The following is a 17498-nucleotide window of genomic DNA, read 5'->3' as shown; positions in this document are numbered from 1 at the left end:
AGAGAAGCTCCGCTTCGCTATCCGTGAAGGCGGCCGCACCGTCGGTGCAGGCATCGTCTCCTCGATCATCGAGTAATTGATTTGACTGGCGGTTACGCCGCCAGTCTGGCATTCTAAATGCCGCATAGGGGTATAGCTCAGTTGGTAGAGCGACGGTCTCCAAAACCGTAGGTCGCGGGTTCGAACCCTGCTGCCCCTGCCATTTTATAACGGGTGCTCATGGCTTGACTGTGGGTGCCCGTTTTCTATATTATAAAGTTAGGCGGCAATCTATGCCGCTTTGCCTTTTCAACGACGGCGCAGGCTTCGGCAGAGCGACGTTGTTGAAAAAGATAATTCCCTGCGGGATTTGTTGGCCGGGCAGGGAAGGATCGCCGCCGCACGATTGGATGGTGCGCCGAGTGATATTCGCAAGGATCGGATTTCCGATAAGCCTGTATGGTATTCTTTTAACCTTTGGGCTTGTTTTTTTCGGGAATCGATTCTATGTAACGTCAACAGACACGCGGCGCGTGGGGCTGAATTTTCAGCTTTGCGTGCCGTATACGCGTGACTTCAGGCTTCTGATTCGTTTCGACGGGCCAGGGCTTGAGGGTAGCGCCGGATCAATGACAGAGCGGCAGATGGCATCCAAGACGAATCCGATCACCTTTTTTCAGCAGGTTCGCGCCGAAACGGCGAAAGTGACCTGGCCTACACGGCGTGAAACGGTCATCTCCACCATTATGGTGGTGATCATGGCGTTTCTGGCTGCCGCGTTCTTTTTTCTTGCCGACCAGCTTATGGCCTATGGCGTAGAATTTATTCTCGGCCTTGGTCGATAAGTTAGGATTGGGGAGTTTTTAGATGACGGCGCGCTGGTACATCGTTCACGCCTATTCCAATTTCGAAAAGAAGGTCGCCGAGGATATCGAGGCCAAGGCGAAGCAGAAAGGTCTGTCCGAACTGATCGAGCAGATCGTTGTGCCGACCGAGAAGATTGTAGAAGTGCGCCGCGGCCGCAAGGTTGACGCAGAGCGCAAATTCTTCCCAGGCTACGTGCTGGTTCGCGCAACCCTTACGGATGCCGTCTTCTCGCTTATTAAGAACACCCCGAAAGTCACTGGTTTCCTTGGTGATTCCAAGCCTGTTCCGGTTTCCCAGAAGGAAGTCGATCAGATTTTGAACCAGGTTCAGGATGGCGTCGAGCGTCCGAAGACTTCGGTATCCTTCGAGATTGGCGAAAACGTTCGCGTTTCCGATGGTCCGTTCGCCTCGTTTAACGGCATCGTTCAGGAAGTCGACGAAGAGCGCGCGCGTCTCAAGGTTGAGGTTTCCATCTTCGGGCGCGCAACGCCTGTGGATCTGGAATACGGTCAGGTCGACAAGCTCTGATCGTTTCGCCCGCAAGGGCTTCATTCCTTCCGAGTTTCGGTTGGGGTGAAAATGGTGGAAGGGAAGGCGGCTTAGCCAGTCGTTGATCTCCGAACCACCGAACTGCCCGCCAGTTGAACTGGCGTCAGTCGAGAGCCGGGTTTTCCGGCATTAATCGAGAAAGCCGGATTATCCGGCAGTTTATAAAGGCAGAAAGCAATGGCTAAGAAAATTGCAGGCCAGCTGAAGCTCCAGGTAGCGGCAGGTGCGGCCAATCCGTCGCCCCCGATCGGTCCGGCCCTGGGTCAGCGCGGCATCAACATCATGGAATTCTGCAAGGCGTTCAACGCTGCCTCGCAGGAAATGGAAAAGGGTTCGCCGATTCCAGTCGTGATCACCTATTACCAGGACAAGTCTTTCACTTTTGTGATGAAGACCCCTCCGGTAACCTACTTCCTCAAGAAGGCTGCTAACCTCAAGTCCGGTTCGAAGACCCCGGGCAAGGCCAGCGCCGGCACGATCACCCGCGACAAGGTTCGCACGATCGCTGAAGCGAAGATGAAGGATCTGAACGCCGCTGATATTGAAGCAGCGATGCGCATGATCGAAGGTTCTGCCCGTTCGATGGGCCTGGAAGTGGTGGGCTGAGACGATGGCGAAGATTTCCAAGCGCATTAACAAGATCCGTGAAGGCGTCGATCGCAACAAGCTGTACGATCTGTCGGCTGCTATCGGCCTCGTCAAGGAACGTGCTGTCGCCAAGTTCGATGAAACCATCGAAATCGCGATGAACCTCGGCGTCGACCCACGCCACGCTGACCAGATGGTCCGCGGCGTCGTCAACCTGCCGAATGGCACGGGCCGTACGGTTCGCGTTGCTGTTTTCGCTCGCGGCGACAAGGCTGAAGAAGCCAAGAAGGCTGGCGCCGACATCGTTGGTGCGGAAGAACTGTTCGAAATCGTCAATGGCGGCAAGATCGACTTCGATCGCTGCATTGCAACCCCGGACATGATGCCGCTCGTTGGTCGTCTCGGTAAGGTTCTTGGTCCGCGTGGCATGATGCCGAACCCGAAGGTTGGTACCGTCACCACCGACGTTGCAGCCGCTGTTGCTGCTTCCAAGGGCGGTGCAGTCGAATTCCGCGTTGAGAAGGCTGGTATCATCCATGCCGGTATCGGCAAGGTTTCCTTCGACAATGCCAAGCTCGAAGAAAACATCAAGGCTTTCGCTGACGCCGTCATCAAGGCAAAGCCGTCGGCTGCCAAGGGTGAATACGTCAAGCGCGTTTCGCTTTCCTCGACCATGGGCGTTGGCGTCAAGGTCGATCCGGCAACCGTCAAGGTCGTCGCTTAAGTTTTCAGGGCTCCGGTTTGCCGGGGCCCAAGCCTTTCCCGGAAAAGGGTAGGGCGATACAAGAATTCCGGATCGCAAGATCCGGATAGCCGGACGAAAGTCCGGTTATCCTGTCCGAGATTGCAGGCGGATCATCATCTTCGGGTGATAATCCTTAAACATATGGCCTGCATGAGACGTGGAATAACCCTGTTTCGCGTGAATACGCATGCAAGGTTTGAACCGTAGTTGCCTTTGAGTGACGCCTGGCTTCCAGGATAGCTGAAGGGGACAGGATCCTCGAACGTCGGGCTGACTGTGAAGTTCGTCCGGCAAAGGCAACCCGGCAGGGCCATGTGGTCCTGCCTACTGGAGAGAGACAGTGGATAGAGCGGAAAAACGCGAATTTGTCTCGTGGCTGAACGGCGCTTTTAAAGAGTCCGGTTCGGTCGTCGTGGCCCACTATACCGGTCTCACTGTTGCGCAGATGAGCGATCTTCGCTCGAAGATGCGCGATGCAGGTGGGTCCGTTAAAGTCGCGAAAAACCGCCTTGCCAAGATCGCTCTTCAGGGCACGGAATCGGAAGGCATTTCTGATCTGTTTACAGGTCAGACGGTTGTTGCTTATGCAAACGACCCGATTGCTGCTCCGAAAGTAGCCGTCGAATTCGCCAAGGCTAACGACAAGCTCGTTATCCTCGGTGGTGCAATGGGTGCAACGACGCTTAACGCCGATGGCGTCAAGTCGCTTGCTTCGCTCCCATCGCTCGACGAACTGCGCGCGAAGCTGGTTGGAATGATCCAGACCCCGGCTCAGCGTCTCGCAGTACTTACCAGCGCACCAGCGGGCCAGATCGCTCGCGTTATTGGCGCGCACGCCCGGAAGAACGAGGCGGCGTAAGGCCGTTTTTCGCTGTCAATTGTTCAAACCTTGAAACTAAGGAAATACCAAAATGGCTGATCTCGCAAAGATCGTTGATGACCTGTCGGCACTGACCGTTCTCGAAGCTGCAGAGCTTTCGAAGCTTCTCGAAGAGAAGTGGGGCGTTTCGGCTGCTGCTCCTGTTGCAGTTGCTGCTGCCGGTGGCGCTGCTCCTGCTGCTGCTGCAGAAGAAAAGACCGAATTCGACGTCGTTCTCGTTGACGGCGGCGCTAACAAGATCAACGTGATCAAGGAAGTGCGCGCAATCACCGGTCTCGGCCTCAAGGAAGCCAAGGACCTCGTCGAAGGCGCTCCTAAGGCTGTCAAGGAAGCCGCTTCGAAGGACGAAGCTGAGAAGATCAAGGCACAGCTCGAAGCTGCTGGCGCCAAGGTCGAACTCAAGTAAGTTCGGACTATTCTGGCGGATGGTTTCCCATCCGCCAGTTCCCGCCGGACTTTCCTGGTGGGTCGGATAACTGGAACCCTTTTCCTGAGTGCCGGAACGGCTTTCAGGAAACGGGTTTTAGCCCGTTAAGAGCGCCGCGTGTCGGTAACGATACGGAAGGCAGCTCTGGAAAGTTTGCACATGATCCTTTTCGATCCATCCGATCTGAAGGGGCCGATCTGAAGTGTCATGTGCTCGAAGGACCGCCGAAGGGCGGCGCATGATAAAGGCCGCAAGGCGTGAGCAAGCCGCAAGGCTATAGAACGAGGAGCGACGATGGCTCAGACCCATTCATTCAATGGTCGCAAGCGCGTACGCAAATTTTTCGGCAAGATCCCAGAGGTCGCCGAGATGCCGAACCTTATCGAGGTTCAGAAGGCATCTTACGACCAGTTCCTTATGGTTGAAGAACCATCCGGTGGGCGTTCTGACGAGGGTTTGCAGGCGGTTTTCAAGTCTGTTTTCCCAATTCAGGATTTCTCCGGCGCTTCGATGCTAGAATTCGTTCGCTACGAGTTCGACGCACCAAAATTCGACGTTGACGAATGCCGTCAGCGCGATCTGACGTATTCGGCGCCACTCAAGGTGACGCTGCGTCTTATCGTGTTCGATATTGACGAAGATACCGGCGCGAAGTCGATCAAGGACATCAAGGAGCAGGATGTCTACATGGGCGATATGCCGCTCATGACCGACAACGGCACCTTCATCGTCAACGGCACCGAGCGCGTAATCGTTTCGCAGATGCACCGTTCGCCGGGCGTCTTCTTCGACCACGACAAGGGCAAGACCCATTCTTCGGGCAAGCTCCTGTTCGCAGCTCGCGTCATCCCTTATCGCGGTTCGTGGCTCGATATCGAATTCGATTCCAAGGACATTGTCTACGCACGTATCGACCGCCGCCGCAAGCTGCCGGCCACCACGCTGCTGATGGCTCTCGGCATGGACGGCGAAGACATTCTGTCGACGTTCTACAAGACCGTTACCTATACGCGTGACGGCGACAACTGGCGCATTCCGTATTCGGCTGACCGCTTCAAGGGCATGAAGATCATCTCCGATCTCATCGATGCGGACACCGGTGAAGTCGTTCTCGAAGCCGGCAAGAAGCTGACCGCCCGTTCGGCCAAGCAGCTTGCTGAAAAGGGCCTCAAGGCCATCAAGGCGACGGAAGACGATCTGTTCGGCTCGTATCTTGCGGAAGATGTCGTCAATTACGCAACCGGTGAGATTTATCTCGAAGCTGGTGACGAAATCGACGAGAAGGTCCTCAAGACCCTGATCGATACAGGCGAGACGGAAATCAACGTCCTCGACATCGATCATATCAACATCGGCGGCTACATCCGCAACACGCTGGCTGTCGACAAGAACGAAAGCCGTCAGGAAGCCCTGTTCGACATCTATCGCGTCATGCGTCCGGGCGAACCGCCTACGATGGATTCCGCCGAAGCGATGTTCAACTCGCTGTTCTTCGACGCTGAGCGCTACGACCTTTCGGCCGTTGGTCGCGTCAAGATGAACATGCGTCTGGATCTCGACGCGGAAGACACCGTGCGCGTTCTGCGCAAGGAAGACATCCTGGCCGTGGTCAAGATGCTGGTGGAACTGCGCGACGGTCGCGGCGAAATCGACGACATCGACAATCTCGGCAACCGCCGTGTGCGTTCGGTCGGCGAGCTGATGGAAAATCAGTATCGCGTCGGTCTGCTTCGTATGGAGCGTGCGATCAAGGAACGTATGTCCTCGATCGAAATCGACACGGTCATGCCGCAGGATCTGATCAACGCGAAGCCGGCTGCTGCAGCCGTGCGCGAGTTCTTCGGTTCCTCGCAGCTGTCGCAGTTCATGGATCAGACCAACCCGCTTTCGGAAATCACCCACAAGCGCCGTCTCTCGGCTCTTGGACCGGGCGGTCTGACCCGCGAGCGCGCTGGCTTCGAAGTCCGCGACGTGCATCCGACCCACTATGGCCGTATCTGCCCGATTGAAACGCCGGAAGGCCCGAATATCGGTCTGATCAACTCGCTTGCAACTTTTGCCCGCGTCAACAAGTACGGCTTCATCGAAAGCCCGTACCGCAAGGTTGTCGACGGCAAGGTAACGAACGACGTTGTCTATCTGTCGGCCATGGAAGAAGCCAAGCACTCTGTTGCGCAGGCTAACGTCGAGCTGGACGAGCGGGGCGGTTTCGTTGACGAATTCGTCATCTGCCGTCATGCAGGCGAAGTGATGATGGCTCCGCGTGAAAACGTGGATCTGATGGACGTGTCGCCGAAGCAGCTTGTTTCGGTTGCTGCGGCTCTCATCCCGTTCCTGGAAAACGACGACGCCAACCGCGCGCTCATGGGTTCGAACATGCAGCGTCAGGCTGTGCCGCTCGTTCGCGCTGAAGCGCCGTTCGTCGGTACAGGTATGGAAGCGGTCGTTGCACGTGACTCCGGTGCCGCTATTGCAGCGCGCCGTGGCGGTGTGGTCGATCAGGTTGACGCAACGCGTATCGTTATCCGTGCGACCGAAGATCTCGATCCGTCCAAGTCGGGCGTCGATATCTATCGCCTGATGAAGTTCCAGCGTTCGAACCAGAACACCTGCATCAATCAGCGTCCGCTTGTGCGCGTTGGCGATCCCATCCAGAAGGGTGACATCATCGCTGACGGTCCGTCGACGGATCTGGGCGATCTGGCTCTCGGCCGCAACGTGCTCGTCGCGTTCATGCCGTGGAATGGTTACAACTACGAAGATTCGATCCTTCTCTCGGAAAAGATCGTTTCGGACGACGTGTTCACTTCGATCCACATCGAAGAATTCGAAGTTGCTGCCCGCGACACCAAGCTTGGACCTGAGGAAATCACCCGCGACATTCCGAACGTGTCGGAAGAAGCGCTGAAGAACCTCGACGAAGCCGGTATCGTGTACATCGGTGCTGAAGTGCATCCTGGCGACATTCTTGTCGGCAAGATCACGCCGAAGGGCGAAAGCCCGATGACGCCGGAAGAAAAGCTTCTGCGCGCCATCTTCGGTGAAAAGGCATCGGACGTCCGTGACACCTCCATGCGTATGCCGCCTGGAACCTATGGTACCATTGTTGAAGTTCGCGTTTTCAATCGCCACGGCGTTGAAAAGGACGAACGCGCCATGGCTATCGAGCGCGAGGAAATCGAGCGTCTCGCCAAGGACCGTGACGACGAACAGGCTATCCTGGATCGCAACGTCTATGGCCGTCTTGCCGACATGATCGATGGCAAGGTTGCTGCAGCGGGTCCGAAGGGCTTCAAGAAGGGCTCGACGATCACCCGTGAGCTGATGACCGAATATCCGCGGTCGCAGTGGTGGCAGTTTGCTGTCGACGACGAGAAGCTCCAGGGCGAACTCGAAGCGCTTCGCAGCCAGTACGACGACTCCAAGAAGCTGCTCGAAGCACGCTTCATGGACAAGGTCGAAAAGGTACAGCGTGGCGACGAGATGCCTCCAGGCGTCATGAAGATGGTCAAGGTCTTTGTCGCTGTGAAGCGCAAGATCCAGCCAGGCGACAAGATGGCTGGCCGTCACGGCAACAAGGGTGTGGTTTCCCGCATTCTGCCAGTCGAGGACATGCCGTTCCTCGAAGACGGTACGCATGCCGACATCGTGTTGAACCCGCTTGGCGTTCCGAGCCGTATGAATGTGGGCCAGATTCTGGAAACCCACCTCGGCTGGGCATGCGCTGGCATGGGCAAGAAGATCGGTGAGCTCATCGACGTTTACCGCAAGACGGCTAATATCGAGCCGCTGCGCGAAACGCTGGAGCACATCTATCCGGACAACGACCGCAACGAACCGGTCCGGTCTTATGACGACGATTCCGTCCTCATGCTGGCCAACCAGGTGAAGCGCGGCGTGTCGATCGCAACGCCGGTCTTCGACGGTGCGGTGGAAGCCGACATCAACGCGATGCTGACGGATGCGGGTCTTGCAACGTCTGGTCAGTCGACGCTTTACGATGGCCGTACGGGTGAGCCGTTCGACCGTCAGGTGACCATGGGCTACATCTATATGTTGAAGCTCCACCACCTGGTCGACGACAAGATCCACGCTCGTTCGATCGGACCTTACTCGCTCGTTACGCAGCAGCCTCTGGGCGGCAAGGCCCAGTTCGGCGGCCAGCGCTTCGGCGAAATGGAGGTCTGGGCTCTGGAAGCATACGGTGCGGCTTACACGCTGCAGGAAATGCTTACCGTCAAGTCGGACGACGTTGCAGGCCGTACCAAGGTCTACGAAGCGATCGTGCGCGGCGACGACACGTTCGAAGCAGGCATTCCGGAGAGCTTCAACGTTCTCGTCAAGGAAATGCGTTCGCTTGGCCTCAATGTCGAGTTGGACGATACGCGTGACGAACAGCAGCAGGTCCTGCCTGACGCAGCGGAATAAAGCTCAAGGGCGCGCCACGGTATTGCCGCGGCGCGCCTGTATAATCGTTTCCAGAATATGCGGGACACGGTTCCGCGCCGGAAGCGAAACTACGGCAAGCCAGTTCATAACTGCGTAGTACCGCGATTTCTTTTCAGGATGGCAAGGATTTTCAGCTTGTCATCGACGACACAGGGCGACGGATCGCCCTCAAGGAGAACGGCATGAACCAAGAGGTCATGAATCTTTTCAATCCTCAGGCTCCGGCACAGACGTTCGATTCCATCAGAATCTCGATTGCCAGCCCTGAGAAGATTCTGTCCTGGTCATACGGCGAGATCAAGAAGCCGGAGACGATCAACTACCGCACGTTCAAGCCTGAACGCGATGGTCTCTTCTGCGCGCGCATCTTTGGCCCGATCAAGGACTATGAATGCTTGTGCGGCAAGTACAAGCGTATGAAATACAAGGGCATTATCTGCGAAAAGTGCGGCGTGGAAGTCACGCTCTCGCGCGTTCGTCGCGAGCGCATGGGCCACATCGAACTCGCAGCCCCGGTTGCCCACATCTGGTTCCTGAAGTCGCTGCCGAGCCGTATCGGCACGCTCCTGGATATGACGCTCAAGGATATCGAGCGCGTCCTGTACTTCGAGAACTACATTGTTACCGAGCCCGGCCTGACCTCGCTGAAGGAGCACCAGCTTCTTTCGGAAGAGGAATACATGATCGCCGTCGATGAATTCGGCGAAGATCAGTTCACGGCTCTTATTGGTGCTGAAGCTATCTACGAGCTTCTGGCTTCGATGGAACTCGAAAAGATTGCCGCCGATCTGCGCGTCGATCTGGCCGAGACCACCTCGGACCTGAAGCAGAAGAAGCTGATGAAGCGTCTGAAGATCGTCGAAAACTTCCTGGAGTCGGGAAACCGCCCGGAATGGATGATCATGAAGATCGTTCCGGTTATCCCGCCGGATCTACGTCCGCTCGTGCCGCTGGATGGCGGTCGTTTCGCGACGTCGGATCTGAACGATCTCTATCGCCGCGTCATCAACCGTAACAACCGTCTGAAGCGCCTGATCGAACTGCGCGCGCCTGGCATCATCATCCGTAACGAAAAGCGCATGCTGCAGGAAGCTGTCGACGCGCTGTTCGACAACGGCCGTCGTGGTCGCGTCATCACCGGTGCTAACAAGCGTCCGTTGAAGTCGCTGTCCGACATGCTCAAGGGCAAGCAGGGTCGCTTCCGTCAGAACCTGCTCGGCAAGCGCGTCGACTATTCCGGCCGTTCGGTCATCGTGACCGGTCCGGAACTGAAGCTGCACCAGTGCGGCCTGCCGAAGAAGATGGCGCTCGAACTGTTCAAGCCATTCATCTACGCACGTCTTGACGCCAAGGGTTACTCCTCGACCGTCAAGCAGGCGAAGAAGCTGGTTGAAAAGGAACGTCCGGAAGTCTGGGATATCCTTGACGAAGTAATCCGTGAGCATCCGGTTCTTCTGAACCGCGCGCCTACGCTGCACCGTCTTGGCATCCAGGCCTTCGAACCCACCCTGATCGAAGGCAAGGCAATTCAGCTGCATCCGCTCGTTTGTACGGCGTTCAACGCCGACTTCGACGGTGACCAGATGGCTGTCCACGTTCCGCTGTCGCTTGAAGCCCAGCTTGAAGCACGCGTGCTGATGATGTCGACCAACAACATCCTGCACCCGGCCAACGGCGCACCGATCATCGTTCCTTCGCAGGACATGGTTCTCGGTCTCTATTATCTGTCCATCGTGGCAGACAAGGAGCCGGGCGAGGGCATGATGTTCGCCGATATGGGCGAGCTGCAGCATGCGCTTGAAAACAAGGTCGTCACGCTGCACACCAAGATCAAAGGCCGTTTCAAGACGGTCGATGCCGAAGGCAAGCCTGTGTCGAAGATCTACGACACGACGCCTGGCCGCATGATCACAGGTGAGCTGCTGCCGAAGAACGTCAACGTGCCTTTCGACATCTGCAATCAGGAGATGACCAAGAAGAACATCTCCAAGATGATCGACCACGTCTACCGCCATTGCGGTCAGAAAGAGACGGTTATCTTCTGCGATCGCATCATGCAGCTCGGCTTCGCTCATGCCTGCCGCGCAGGCATCTCCTTCGGCAAGGATGACATGGTCATTCCGGACACGAAGGCGAAAATTGTTGCCGACACCGAAGCGCTTACGACCGAATACGAACAGCAGTACAATGACGGCCTGATCACTCAGGGCGAAAAGTACAACAAGGTCGTCGACGCCTGGGGCAAGGCTACCGACAAGATCACCGAAGAGATGATGGCGCGCCTGAAGGCCGTCGAATTCGATCCGGTGACTGGTCGCCAGAAGCAGATGAATTCGGTCTACATGATGTCGCATTCGGGTGCCCGTGGTTCGGTCAACCAGATGCGTCAGCTTGGCGGCATGCGCGGCCTTATGGCCAAGCCGTCGGGTGAAATCATCGAAACCCCGATCATTTCGAACTTCAAGGAAGGCCTGACCGTTAACGAGTACTTCAACTCGACCCACGGTGCCCGTAAGGGCCTGGCAGACACCGCCTTGAAGACTGCCAACTCGGGCTACCTGACCCGTCGTCTCGTTGACGTTGCACAGGATGCGATCATTTCGGAAGTCGATTGCGGCGCTGAAATCGGTCTCACCATGCAGCCGATCGTCGATGCCGGTCAGATCGTGGCTTCGATTGGCCAGCGCGTTCTGGGCCGTACGGCTCTCGATCCGATCCTGCATCCGACCACTGGCGAAGTCATCGTCGAAGCTGGCCGCATGATCGAGGAAAAGGACGTCGAGATTATCGAGAAGGCTGGTATCCAGTCGATCCGCATCCGTTCGGCACTGACCTGCGAAACCCGTAACGGTGTTTGCGCTAAGTGCTATGGTCGCGACCTTGCACGCGGTACCCCGGTCAACCAGGGCGAAGCCGTCGGCGTTATCGCTGCTCAGTCGATCGGCGAGCCGGGCACTCAGCTTACCATGCGTACCTTCCACCTTGGCGGTACTGCACAGGTTGTTGACAGCTCGTATCTCGAAGCTTCGTACGAAGGCACCGTCAAGTTGCGTAACCGCAATGTGGTTCGCAACTCCGATGGCAACCTCGTGGTGATGGGCCGTAACATGGCTGTCCTCATCCTCGACGCTACGGGCAAGGAACGTGCGGTCCATCGCGTGACCTACGGTTCGCGTCTGTTCGTGGACGAGGGCGATACGGTCAAGCGCGGCCAGCGTATTGCCGAGTGGGATCCGTACACCCGTCCGATCATGACCGAAGTTGAAGGCTACGTTGAGTTCGAAGATCTCGTCGATGGTCTCTCGGTTTCGGAATCGGCTGACGAGTCGACTGGTATCACCAAGCGCGTCGTTATCGACTGGCGTTCGACCCCTCGCGGTTCTGACCTCAAGCCTGCCATGGTCATCAAGGACAAGGCTGGCAAGATCCTGAAGCTGTCGAAGGGTGGTGATGCCCGCTTCATGCTCTCCGTGGAATCGATCCTTTCGGTCGAACCGGGCGCGCATGTCAAGGCTGGTGACGTTATCGCCCGTCTGCCGATGGAAAGCGCTAAGACCAAGGACATCACCGGTGGTCTGCCGCGTGTTGCGGAACTGTTCGAAGCACGTCGTCCGAAGGACCATGCCGTCATCGCCGAGATCGATGGTACTGTTCGTTTCGGCCGCGACTACAAGAACAAACGTCGCATCATCATCGAGCCGAACGACGACACGATCGAACCGGTCGAGTACCTCATTCCGAAGGGCAAGCCGTTCCATCTTCAGGACGGTGACGTCATCGAAAAGGGTGAGTACATCCTCGACGGCAACCCGGCACCGCATGACATTCTGGCGATCAAGGGCGTCGAAGCTCTGGCTTCGTACCTCGTGAACGAAATCCAGGAAGTCTATCGTTTGCAGGGCGTTTTGATCAACGACAAGCACATCGAAGTGATTGTCCGTCAGATGCTGCAGAAGGTGGAAATCACGGAATCCGGCGATACTGGCTACATTCCGGGCGACCACGTCGACCGCATCGAGCTGGAAGAGATTAACGAGCGTCTTATCGAAGAAGGCAAGAAGCCGGGCTCCGGCAATCCTGTCCTCCTCGGTATCACCAAGGCTTCGTTGCAGACGCCTTCGTTCATCTCGGCCGCGTCGTTCCAGGAAACGACCCGCGTGCTTACCGAAGCTGCGGTTGCCGGCAAGATGGACACGCTGCAGGGTCTCAAGGAAAACGTCATCGTCGGCCGTCTCATCCCGGCCGGTACTGGCGGCATGACCAACCAGATCCGTCGCATTGCTACCGCACGCGACGAGCTCATCATCGACGAGCGCCGCAAGACTTCCGGTTCAGCCGAAGCCAATGCAATGCTGGTCGACATGACCAACAACGCTGCCGAGTAAGATCGACAGATACGAAACTGAAAAAGGCCGCCTTTCGAGGCGGCCTTTCTTATTTGAGCCTTCGGTTGACTTGCAAGTTACCCGAAAACCGCGTCCCTTTTTGGGGGATGCTGTTTAGTCTTCAAGATCTTTTTCGAGAAGCGTGTAATTCCTGCTGAACGTCAGATCAAATCTCTGCCCATCGCAGGTAGCGTTGTTGACTTCGAAATGATTGTCGCTTTGGTCGAAATGCATATATCCTCCAGAGCAGCCCAATTGAGAGAGCTTGGTCTCCAGAATTTGTTTTTGCTGGACGGTGACAGGAATATCAGCGTGCGCAATTCCGGCAGTTACTGTAAAAATACTGGAAATAATGAATAATGATTTTCTCATAAGAAATTACCTAATAGTTTTAATTTCGTACTAAATATACGTCATCACTTTATTCCTGGATTGCGTCATATATAAGAGAAGTTGAGTAATAAAATATTCCGGATGGCTGAGTGACGCGCCATACATACTGGCGCGTCACCTAAAATATTTATTCTTCTTCGTCATCGCCATCGAATTCGATCAAGGCGACTTCGCCAGTGAGCGCAGTGGCCCAGGCGCTCTTGTGCGGTTCTTCTTCCGGCTCTTCAGTTAGTGTGCCCATCTCAAGAAGCTCGGCTTCATGGTAGCCTTCTTCAGCAAGAATGCTGAGGACGGTCTGGACGAGGTCTTCATTCTCGTCAGCTTTCAAAAGCAGGTGCACTTCGACCGGAGATTCTTCACCTTCGTTCCAGACGTCGGCGATAACGAGGTGAACGGTTGGCGAATCGTCGCCAGCAGTTGCGGATGTGGAAGACATTGAGAAACCCTTAATATTCTGTTGCGTTTCGACTCAGATGTGCTTCAATAACCTGTACCAAGTGGCTGCGCCATGCTTGCATAGGAAAATGACGGTTTTGATCGCGAAATATTAGCGAATAGACGTCAAATGCGGCGCAATAACCTGTCCGGCCGGAACCAAAACGCCGGTTTTGGGTCTTCAGTTGAAGAAACTTGAGCCGCTGCCCTTGACGAAACGTCGCTAAAGACGTATCAGCACCCCATCTGAGCCGATGTGAGACAAGCTTTTTCGGGGCGACGCGCCCTGAAGTTCATCTCAAACAGGGTTCGTTTTACGATCGAAATGCAACTTGCCGTTCGCATGAAGCGTCAGCTTCCTCTGCTTTTGTTCGGGGTGGTCACCGGTTGTCGTGACTTGTCCCGAATTTGTGCATCAGCATGGCGGTGAAACGGCCCGTATGGGCGTGGATACGAGATTTTTTATAGAGGAAGGTTGTATGCCAACCGTAAACCAGCTTATCCGCAAGCCGCGCATCGCGCCGGTAAAGCGTAATAAGGTTCCTGCACTGCAGGCAAACCCTCAGAAGCGCGGCGTTTGCACCCGCGTTTACACAACGACCCCAAAGAAGCCGAACTCGGCTCTCCGTAAGGTTGCCAAGGTTCGTCTGACGAACGGCTTCGAAGTTATCGGTTATATCCCTGGTGAAGGGCATAACCTGCAGGAGCACTCCGTCGTCATGATCCGTGGCGGTCGTGTAAAGGACTTGCCGGGTGTGCGTTACCACATCATCCGCGGCGTTCTCGATACCCAGGGTGTCAAGAACCGCAAGCAGCGCCGTTCGAAGTACGGTGCAAAGCGTCCGAAGTAAGATTTTCCGGGGATACCGGCCGCCAGATGGCGAGCTGAGCCCGATGTAATTGAAAGAAGAGACGAAATGTCCAGACGCCATAAGGCTGAGAAGCGTGAGATCAATCCGGATCCGAAGTTCGGCGATCTCGTTATCACGAAGTTCATGAATGCAGTCATGCTTCATGGCAAGAAGTCGGTTGCTGAAAGCATCGTTTACGGTGCGCTTGATTCAATCGAAGCCAAGGCAAAGTCCGAGCCGGTCGCCCTGTTCCATCAGGCGCTTGACAACGTAGCTCCGCACATCGAAGTCCGTTCGCGCCGTGTTGGTGGTGCAACCTATCAGGTTCCGGTTGATGTGCGTCCAGAACGCCGCCAGGCACTTGCCATCCGTTGGCTCATCAATGCCGCTCGTGGCCGTAACGAGACGACGATGATCGATCGTCTTTCCGGTGAGCTGCTTGACGCTGCTAACAACCGTGGTTCTGCTGTGAAGAAGCGTGAAGACACGCACCGCATGGCTGAAGCCAACCGCGCCTTCTCGCATTACCGCTGGTAATCGTCGAAACCTATTCAAAGAGCGACTATCATGGCCCGCGAATATAAAATCGAAGACTACCGCAATTTCGGTATCATGGCTCACATCGACGCCGGCAAGACGACGATGACCGAGCGTATCCTGTTCTACACCGGTAAGAACCATAAGATCGGCGAAACCCACGATGGTGCGTCGACCATGGACTGGATGGAGCAGGAGCAGGAACGCGGTATCACCATCACGTCCGCTGCCACGACCACGTTCTGGCAGGGTCAGGATGGCAAGAAGCGTCGTTTCAACATCATCGACACGCCGGGCCACGTTGACTTCACGATTGAAGTTGAGCGTTCGCTCCGCGTTCTCGACGGCGCAATTGCACTGCTTGACGCCAATGCTGGCGTTGAGCCTCAGACGGAAACCGTGTGGCGTCAGGCTGAAAAGTACCACGTCCCGCGTATGGTCTTCGTCAACAAGATGGACAAGATCGGCGCCGATTTCTACCGTTGCGTAGAAATGGTCGGTTCGCGTCTTGGCGCAGTAGCACTTCCGGTTCAGCTGCCGATCGGCGCTGAAAACGAGTTCGAAGGCGTCATCGACCTGATCGAAATGAAGGCTCTGACCTGGGATGGCACAATCGGCGCAGCTGCGACCGTTGGTGAAGTTCCTGAGCACCTCAAGGATCAGGCTGAAGAGTACCGCGAAAAGCTCATTGAGCTGGCTGTGGAAATCGACGAAGCTGCCATGGAAGCTTACCTCGAAGGTACCATGCCTACGAATGCAGAGCTGCGTGCTCTGATCCGTAAGGGTACCATCGACGTCAAGTTCCATCCGGTTCTTTGCGGTACTGCGTTCAAGAACCGTGGCATTCAGCCGCTTCTCGACGCTGTTGTGGAATTCCTTCCGGCTCCGACCGATGTTCCTGCGATCAAGGGCATCGACGTCAAGACGGAAACCGAAACCACCCGTGAATCTTCGGATGAAGCGCCGCTCTCGATGCTTGCATTCAAGATCATGAACGATCCGTTCGTTGGTTCGCTGACCTTTGCTCGTATTTACTCGGGCAAGCTGACCAAGGGCATTTCGCTCGAAAACACCGTTAAGGGCAAGCGTGAGCGTATCGGCCGTATGCTGCAGATGCACTCCAACAGCCGTGAAGACATCGAAGAAGCTTTTGCAGGCGACATCGTTGCTCTGGCTGGCCTCAAGGAAACCACCACTGGCGATACGCTCTGCGATCCGCTGAAGCCGGTTATCCTCGAGCGCATGGAATTCCCGGATCCGGTTATCGAGATCGCTATCGAGCCGAAGACCAAGGCCGACCAGGAAAAGATGGGCATCGCGCTCAATCGTCTGGCTGCCGAAGATCCTTCCTTCCGCGTCAAGTCGGACGAAGAATCCGGTCAGACCATCATCGCCGGCATGGGCGAACTTCACCTCGACATTCTCGTCGATCGCATGAAGCGCGAATTCAAGGTTGAAGCCAACGTCGGTGCTCCGCAGGTTGCTTACCGTGAATCGATCACCCGTCAGGCTGAAATCGATTACACCCACAAGAAGCAGTCGGGTGGTTCGGGTCAGTTCGCTCGCGTGAAGATCATCTTCGAACCGCATGACGGCGATGATTTCATCTTCGAATCGAAGATTGTCGGCGGCTCGGTTCCGAAGGAATACATTCCGGGTGTCCAGAAGGGTATCGAAAGCGTCATGGGTGCAGGCCCGCTGGCTGGCTTCCCGATGCTCGGCGTGAAGGCCACCCTGATCGACGGCGCATACCATGACGTTGACTCGTCTGTTCTCGCCTTCGAAATCGCGTCCCGTGCAGCGTTCCGTGAAGGTGCGCAGAAGGCTGGCGCACAGCTCCTCGAGCCGATCATGAAGGTCGAGGTTGTTACGCCGGAAGATTACGTTGGTGACGTTATCGGCGATCTGAACTCGCGTCGCGGTCAGATTTCCGGCACCGAAGCTCGCGGCATCGCCACGGTCGTCAATGCAAACGTTCCGCTCGCCAACATGTTTGGCTACGTGAACAGCCTGCGTTCGATGTCCCAGGGCCGTGCACAGTACACGATGCAGTTCGACCATTATGAGCCGGTTCCGACGGCGGTCGCACAGGAAATCCAGAAGAAGTTTGCGTGACCTAAGGGTCACGCTCCCAATTAAAAGAATGCCTGAGCAGGCTAAATTTACGGAGAGCTCAAATGGCAAAGAGTAAGTTTGAACGTACGAAGCCCCACGTTAACATCGGCACGATTGGTCACGTTGACCATGGCAAGACGTCTCTGACGGCTGCGATCACGAAGTACTTCGGTGACTTCAAGGCCTATGACCAGATCGACGCAGCGCCTGAAGAAAAGGCGCGCGGTATCACGATTTCGACGTCGCACGTCGAGTACGAAACCGCAAACCGTCACTATGCACACGTCGACTGCCCTGG

General features: G+C 56.0%; 14 protein-coding genes, 1 tRNA gene and 1 pseudogene. 14 read left to right on the top strand and 2 right to left on the bottom strand.

Annotated elements, in window-relative coordinates:
- From HWX93_RS21430 to rpoC, 10 genes and pseudogenes are all read left to right on the top strand, one after another.
- Positions 1–76: pseudogene (locus HWX93_RS21430) on the top strand (elongation factor Tu); the annotation flags it as partial.
- A gap of 50 nt (positions 77–126) precedes the next feature.
- A tRNA-Trp gene (locus tag HWX93_RS21425) sits at positions 127–202 on the top strand.
- A gap of 70 nt (positions 203–272) precedes the next feature.
- Positions 273–824, top strand: a complete 552-nt coding sequence (gene secE / locus HWX93_RS21420) for a preprotein translocase subunit SecE (protein WP_109989809.1) — start codon at positions 273–275, stop codon at positions 822–824.
- Positions 825–846: 22 nt separating this feature from the next.
- Positions 847–1374, top strand: a complete 528-nt coding sequence (nusG, locus tag HWX93_RS21415) for a transcription termination/antitermination protein NusG (protein WP_006467043.1) — start codon at positions 847–849, stop codon at positions 1372–1374.
- A 198-nt stretch (positions 1375–1572) separates the two neighbouring features.
- Entirely contained in the window at positions 1573–2001 is a 429-nt protein-coding gene (gene rplK, locus HWX93_RS21410; protein ID WP_006467042.1) for a 50S ribosomal protein L11, read from the top strand.
- Between the two features lie 4 nt (positions 2002–2005).
- The gene (rplA, locus tag HWX93_RS21405) at positions 2006–2707 is read left to right on the top strand and encodes a 50S ribosomal protein L1 (protein WP_010659904.1); all 702 of its coding nucleotides are present in this window, start codon (positions 2006–2008) and stop codon (positions 2705–2707) included.
- A 361-nt stretch (positions 2708–3068) separates the two neighbouring features.
- On the top strand, positions 3069–3587 hold the full coding sequence (gene rplJ / locus HWX93_RS21400) for a 50S ribosomal protein L10 (protein WP_010659905.1): 519 nt from the start codon (positions 3069–3071) through the stop codon (positions 3585–3587).
- A 52-nt stretch (positions 3588–3639) separates the two neighbouring features.
- Positions 3640–4014: a 50S ribosomal protein L7/L12 gene (rplL, locus tag HWX93_RS21395; RefSeq protein WP_061346151.1), complete on the top strand. Its 375-nt coding sequence runs from the start codon at positions 3640–3642 to the stop codon at positions 4012–4014.
- 315 nt (positions 4015–4329) lie between these two features.
- Positions 4330–8463 (top strand): DNA-directed RNA polymerase subunit beta, encoded by a 4134-nt coding sequence (gene rpoB, locus HWX93_RS21390; protein WP_109989807.1) that lies wholly within the window; start codon positions 4330–4332, stop codon positions 8461–8463.
- Positions 8464–8666: 203 nt separating this feature from the next.
- Positions 8667–12869 (top strand): DNA-directed RNA polymerase subunit beta', encoded by a 4203-nt coding sequence (gene rpoC, locus HWX93_RS21385; RefSeq protein ID WP_109989806.1) that lies wholly within the window; start codon positions 8667–8669, stop codon positions 12867–12869.
- A 114-nt stretch (positions 12870–12983) separates the two neighbouring features.
- Here rpoC and HWX93_RS21380 read toward each other — a convergent pair whose 3' ends face one another.
- Both HWX93_RS21380 and HWX93_RS21375 read right to left on the bottom strand, forming a co-directional pair.
- Positions 12984–13241, bottom strand: coding sequence for a hypothetical protein (locus HWX93_RS21380; protein WP_176038668.1), 258 nt, complete (start codon positions 13239–13241; stop codon positions 12984–12986).
- Between the two features lie 148 nt (positions 13242–13389).
- Positions 13390–13698, bottom strand: coding sequence for a hypothetical protein (locus HWX93_RS21375; protein WP_109989805.1), 309 nt, complete (start codon positions 13696–13698; stop codon positions 13390–13392).
- Between the two features lie 478 nt (positions 13699–14176).
- Here HWX93_RS21375 and rpsL point away from each other — a divergent pair, with 478 nt between their 5' ends.
- The 4 genes from rpsL to HWX93_RS21355 all read left to right on the top strand — a co-directional run.
- Positions 14177–14548: a 30S ribosomal protein S12 gene (gene rpsL, locus HWX93_RS21370; protein WP_006471111.1), complete on the top strand. Its 372-nt coding sequence runs from the start codon at positions 14177–14179 to the stop codon at positions 14546–14548.
- A 66-nt stretch (positions 14549–14614) separates the two neighbouring features.
- Entirely contained in the window at positions 14615–15085 is a 471-nt protein-coding gene (gene rpsG / locus HWX93_RS21365) for a 30S ribosomal protein S7 (RefSeq protein ID WP_109369231.1), read from the top strand.
- A 30-nt stretch (positions 15086–15115) separates the two neighbouring features.
- Positions 15116–17200, top strand: coding sequence for an elongation factor G (gene fusA, locus HWX93_RS21360; protein ID WP_109989804.1), 2085 nt, complete (start codon positions 15116–15118; stop codon positions 17198–17200).
- A 62-nt stretch (positions 17201–17262) separates the two neighbouring features.
- Positions 17263–17498 (top strand): GTP-binding protein (locus tag HWX93_RS21355; RefSeq protein WP_235969180.1); only part of this gene is annotated, 236 nt, incomplete at its 3' end.

The sequence above is a fragment of the Brucella tritici genome, from assembly GCF_902825325.1.
GTDB lineage: Bacteria > Pseudomonadota > Alphaproteobacteria > Rhizobiales > Rhizobiaceae > Brucella.
Note: the sequence above shows the minus strand (reverse complement) of the source record. Positions and strands in the feature narration are given on the sequence as shown.

What these genes read in the sequence shown, in the direction of transcription:
- HWX93_RS21380 (WP_176038668.1), bottom strand. Translation starts at nt 13,241, where the DNA reads ATGAGAAAATCATTATTCATTATTTCCAGTATTTTTACAGTAACTGCC.
- rpoB (WP_109989807.1), top strand. Translation starts at nt 4,330, where the DNA reads ATGGCTCAGACCCATTCATTCAATGGTCGCAAGCGCGTACGCAAATTT.
- fusA (WP_109989804.1), top strand. Translation starts at nt 15,116, where the DNA reads ATGGCCCGCGAATATAAAATCGAAGACTACCGCAATTTCGGTATCATG.
- HWX93_RS21375 (WP_109989805.1), bottom strand. Translation starts at nt 13,698, where the DNA reads ATGTCTTCCACATCCGCAACTGCTGGCGACGATTCGCCAACCGTTCAC.
- rpsG (WP_109369231.1), top strand. Translation starts at nt 14,615, where the DNA reads ATGTCCAGACGCCATAAGGCTGAGAAGCGTGAGATCAATCCGGATCCG.
- rplA (WP_010659904.1), top strand. Translation starts at nt 2,006, where the DNA reads ATGGCGAAGATTTCCAAGCGCATTAACAAGATCCGTGAAGGCGTCGAT.
- rplK (WP_006467042.1), top strand. Translation starts at nt 1,573, where the DNA reads ATGGCTAAGAAAATTGCAGGCCAGCTGAAGCTCCAGGTAGCGGCAGGT.
- rplL (WP_061346151.1), top strand. Translation starts at nt 3,640, where the DNA reads ATGGCTGATCTCGCAAAGATCGTTGATGACCTGTCGGCACTGACCGTT.
- rpsL (WP_006471111.1), top strand. Translation starts at nt 14,177, where the DNA reads ATGCCAACCGTAAACCAGCTTATCCGCAAGCCGCGCATCGCGCCGGTA.
- secE (WP_109989809.1), top strand. Translation starts at nt 273, where the DNA reads ATGCCGCTTTGCCTTTTCAACGACGGCGCAGGCTTCGGCAGAGCGACG.
- nusG (WP_006467043.1), top strand. Translation starts at nt 847, where the DNA reads ATGACGGCGCGCTGGTACATCGTTCACGCCTATTCCAATTTCGAAAAG.
- rpoC (WP_109989806.1), top strand. Translation starts at nt 8,667, where the DNA reads ATGAACCAAGAGGTCATGAATCTTTTCAATCCTCAGGCTCCGGCACAG.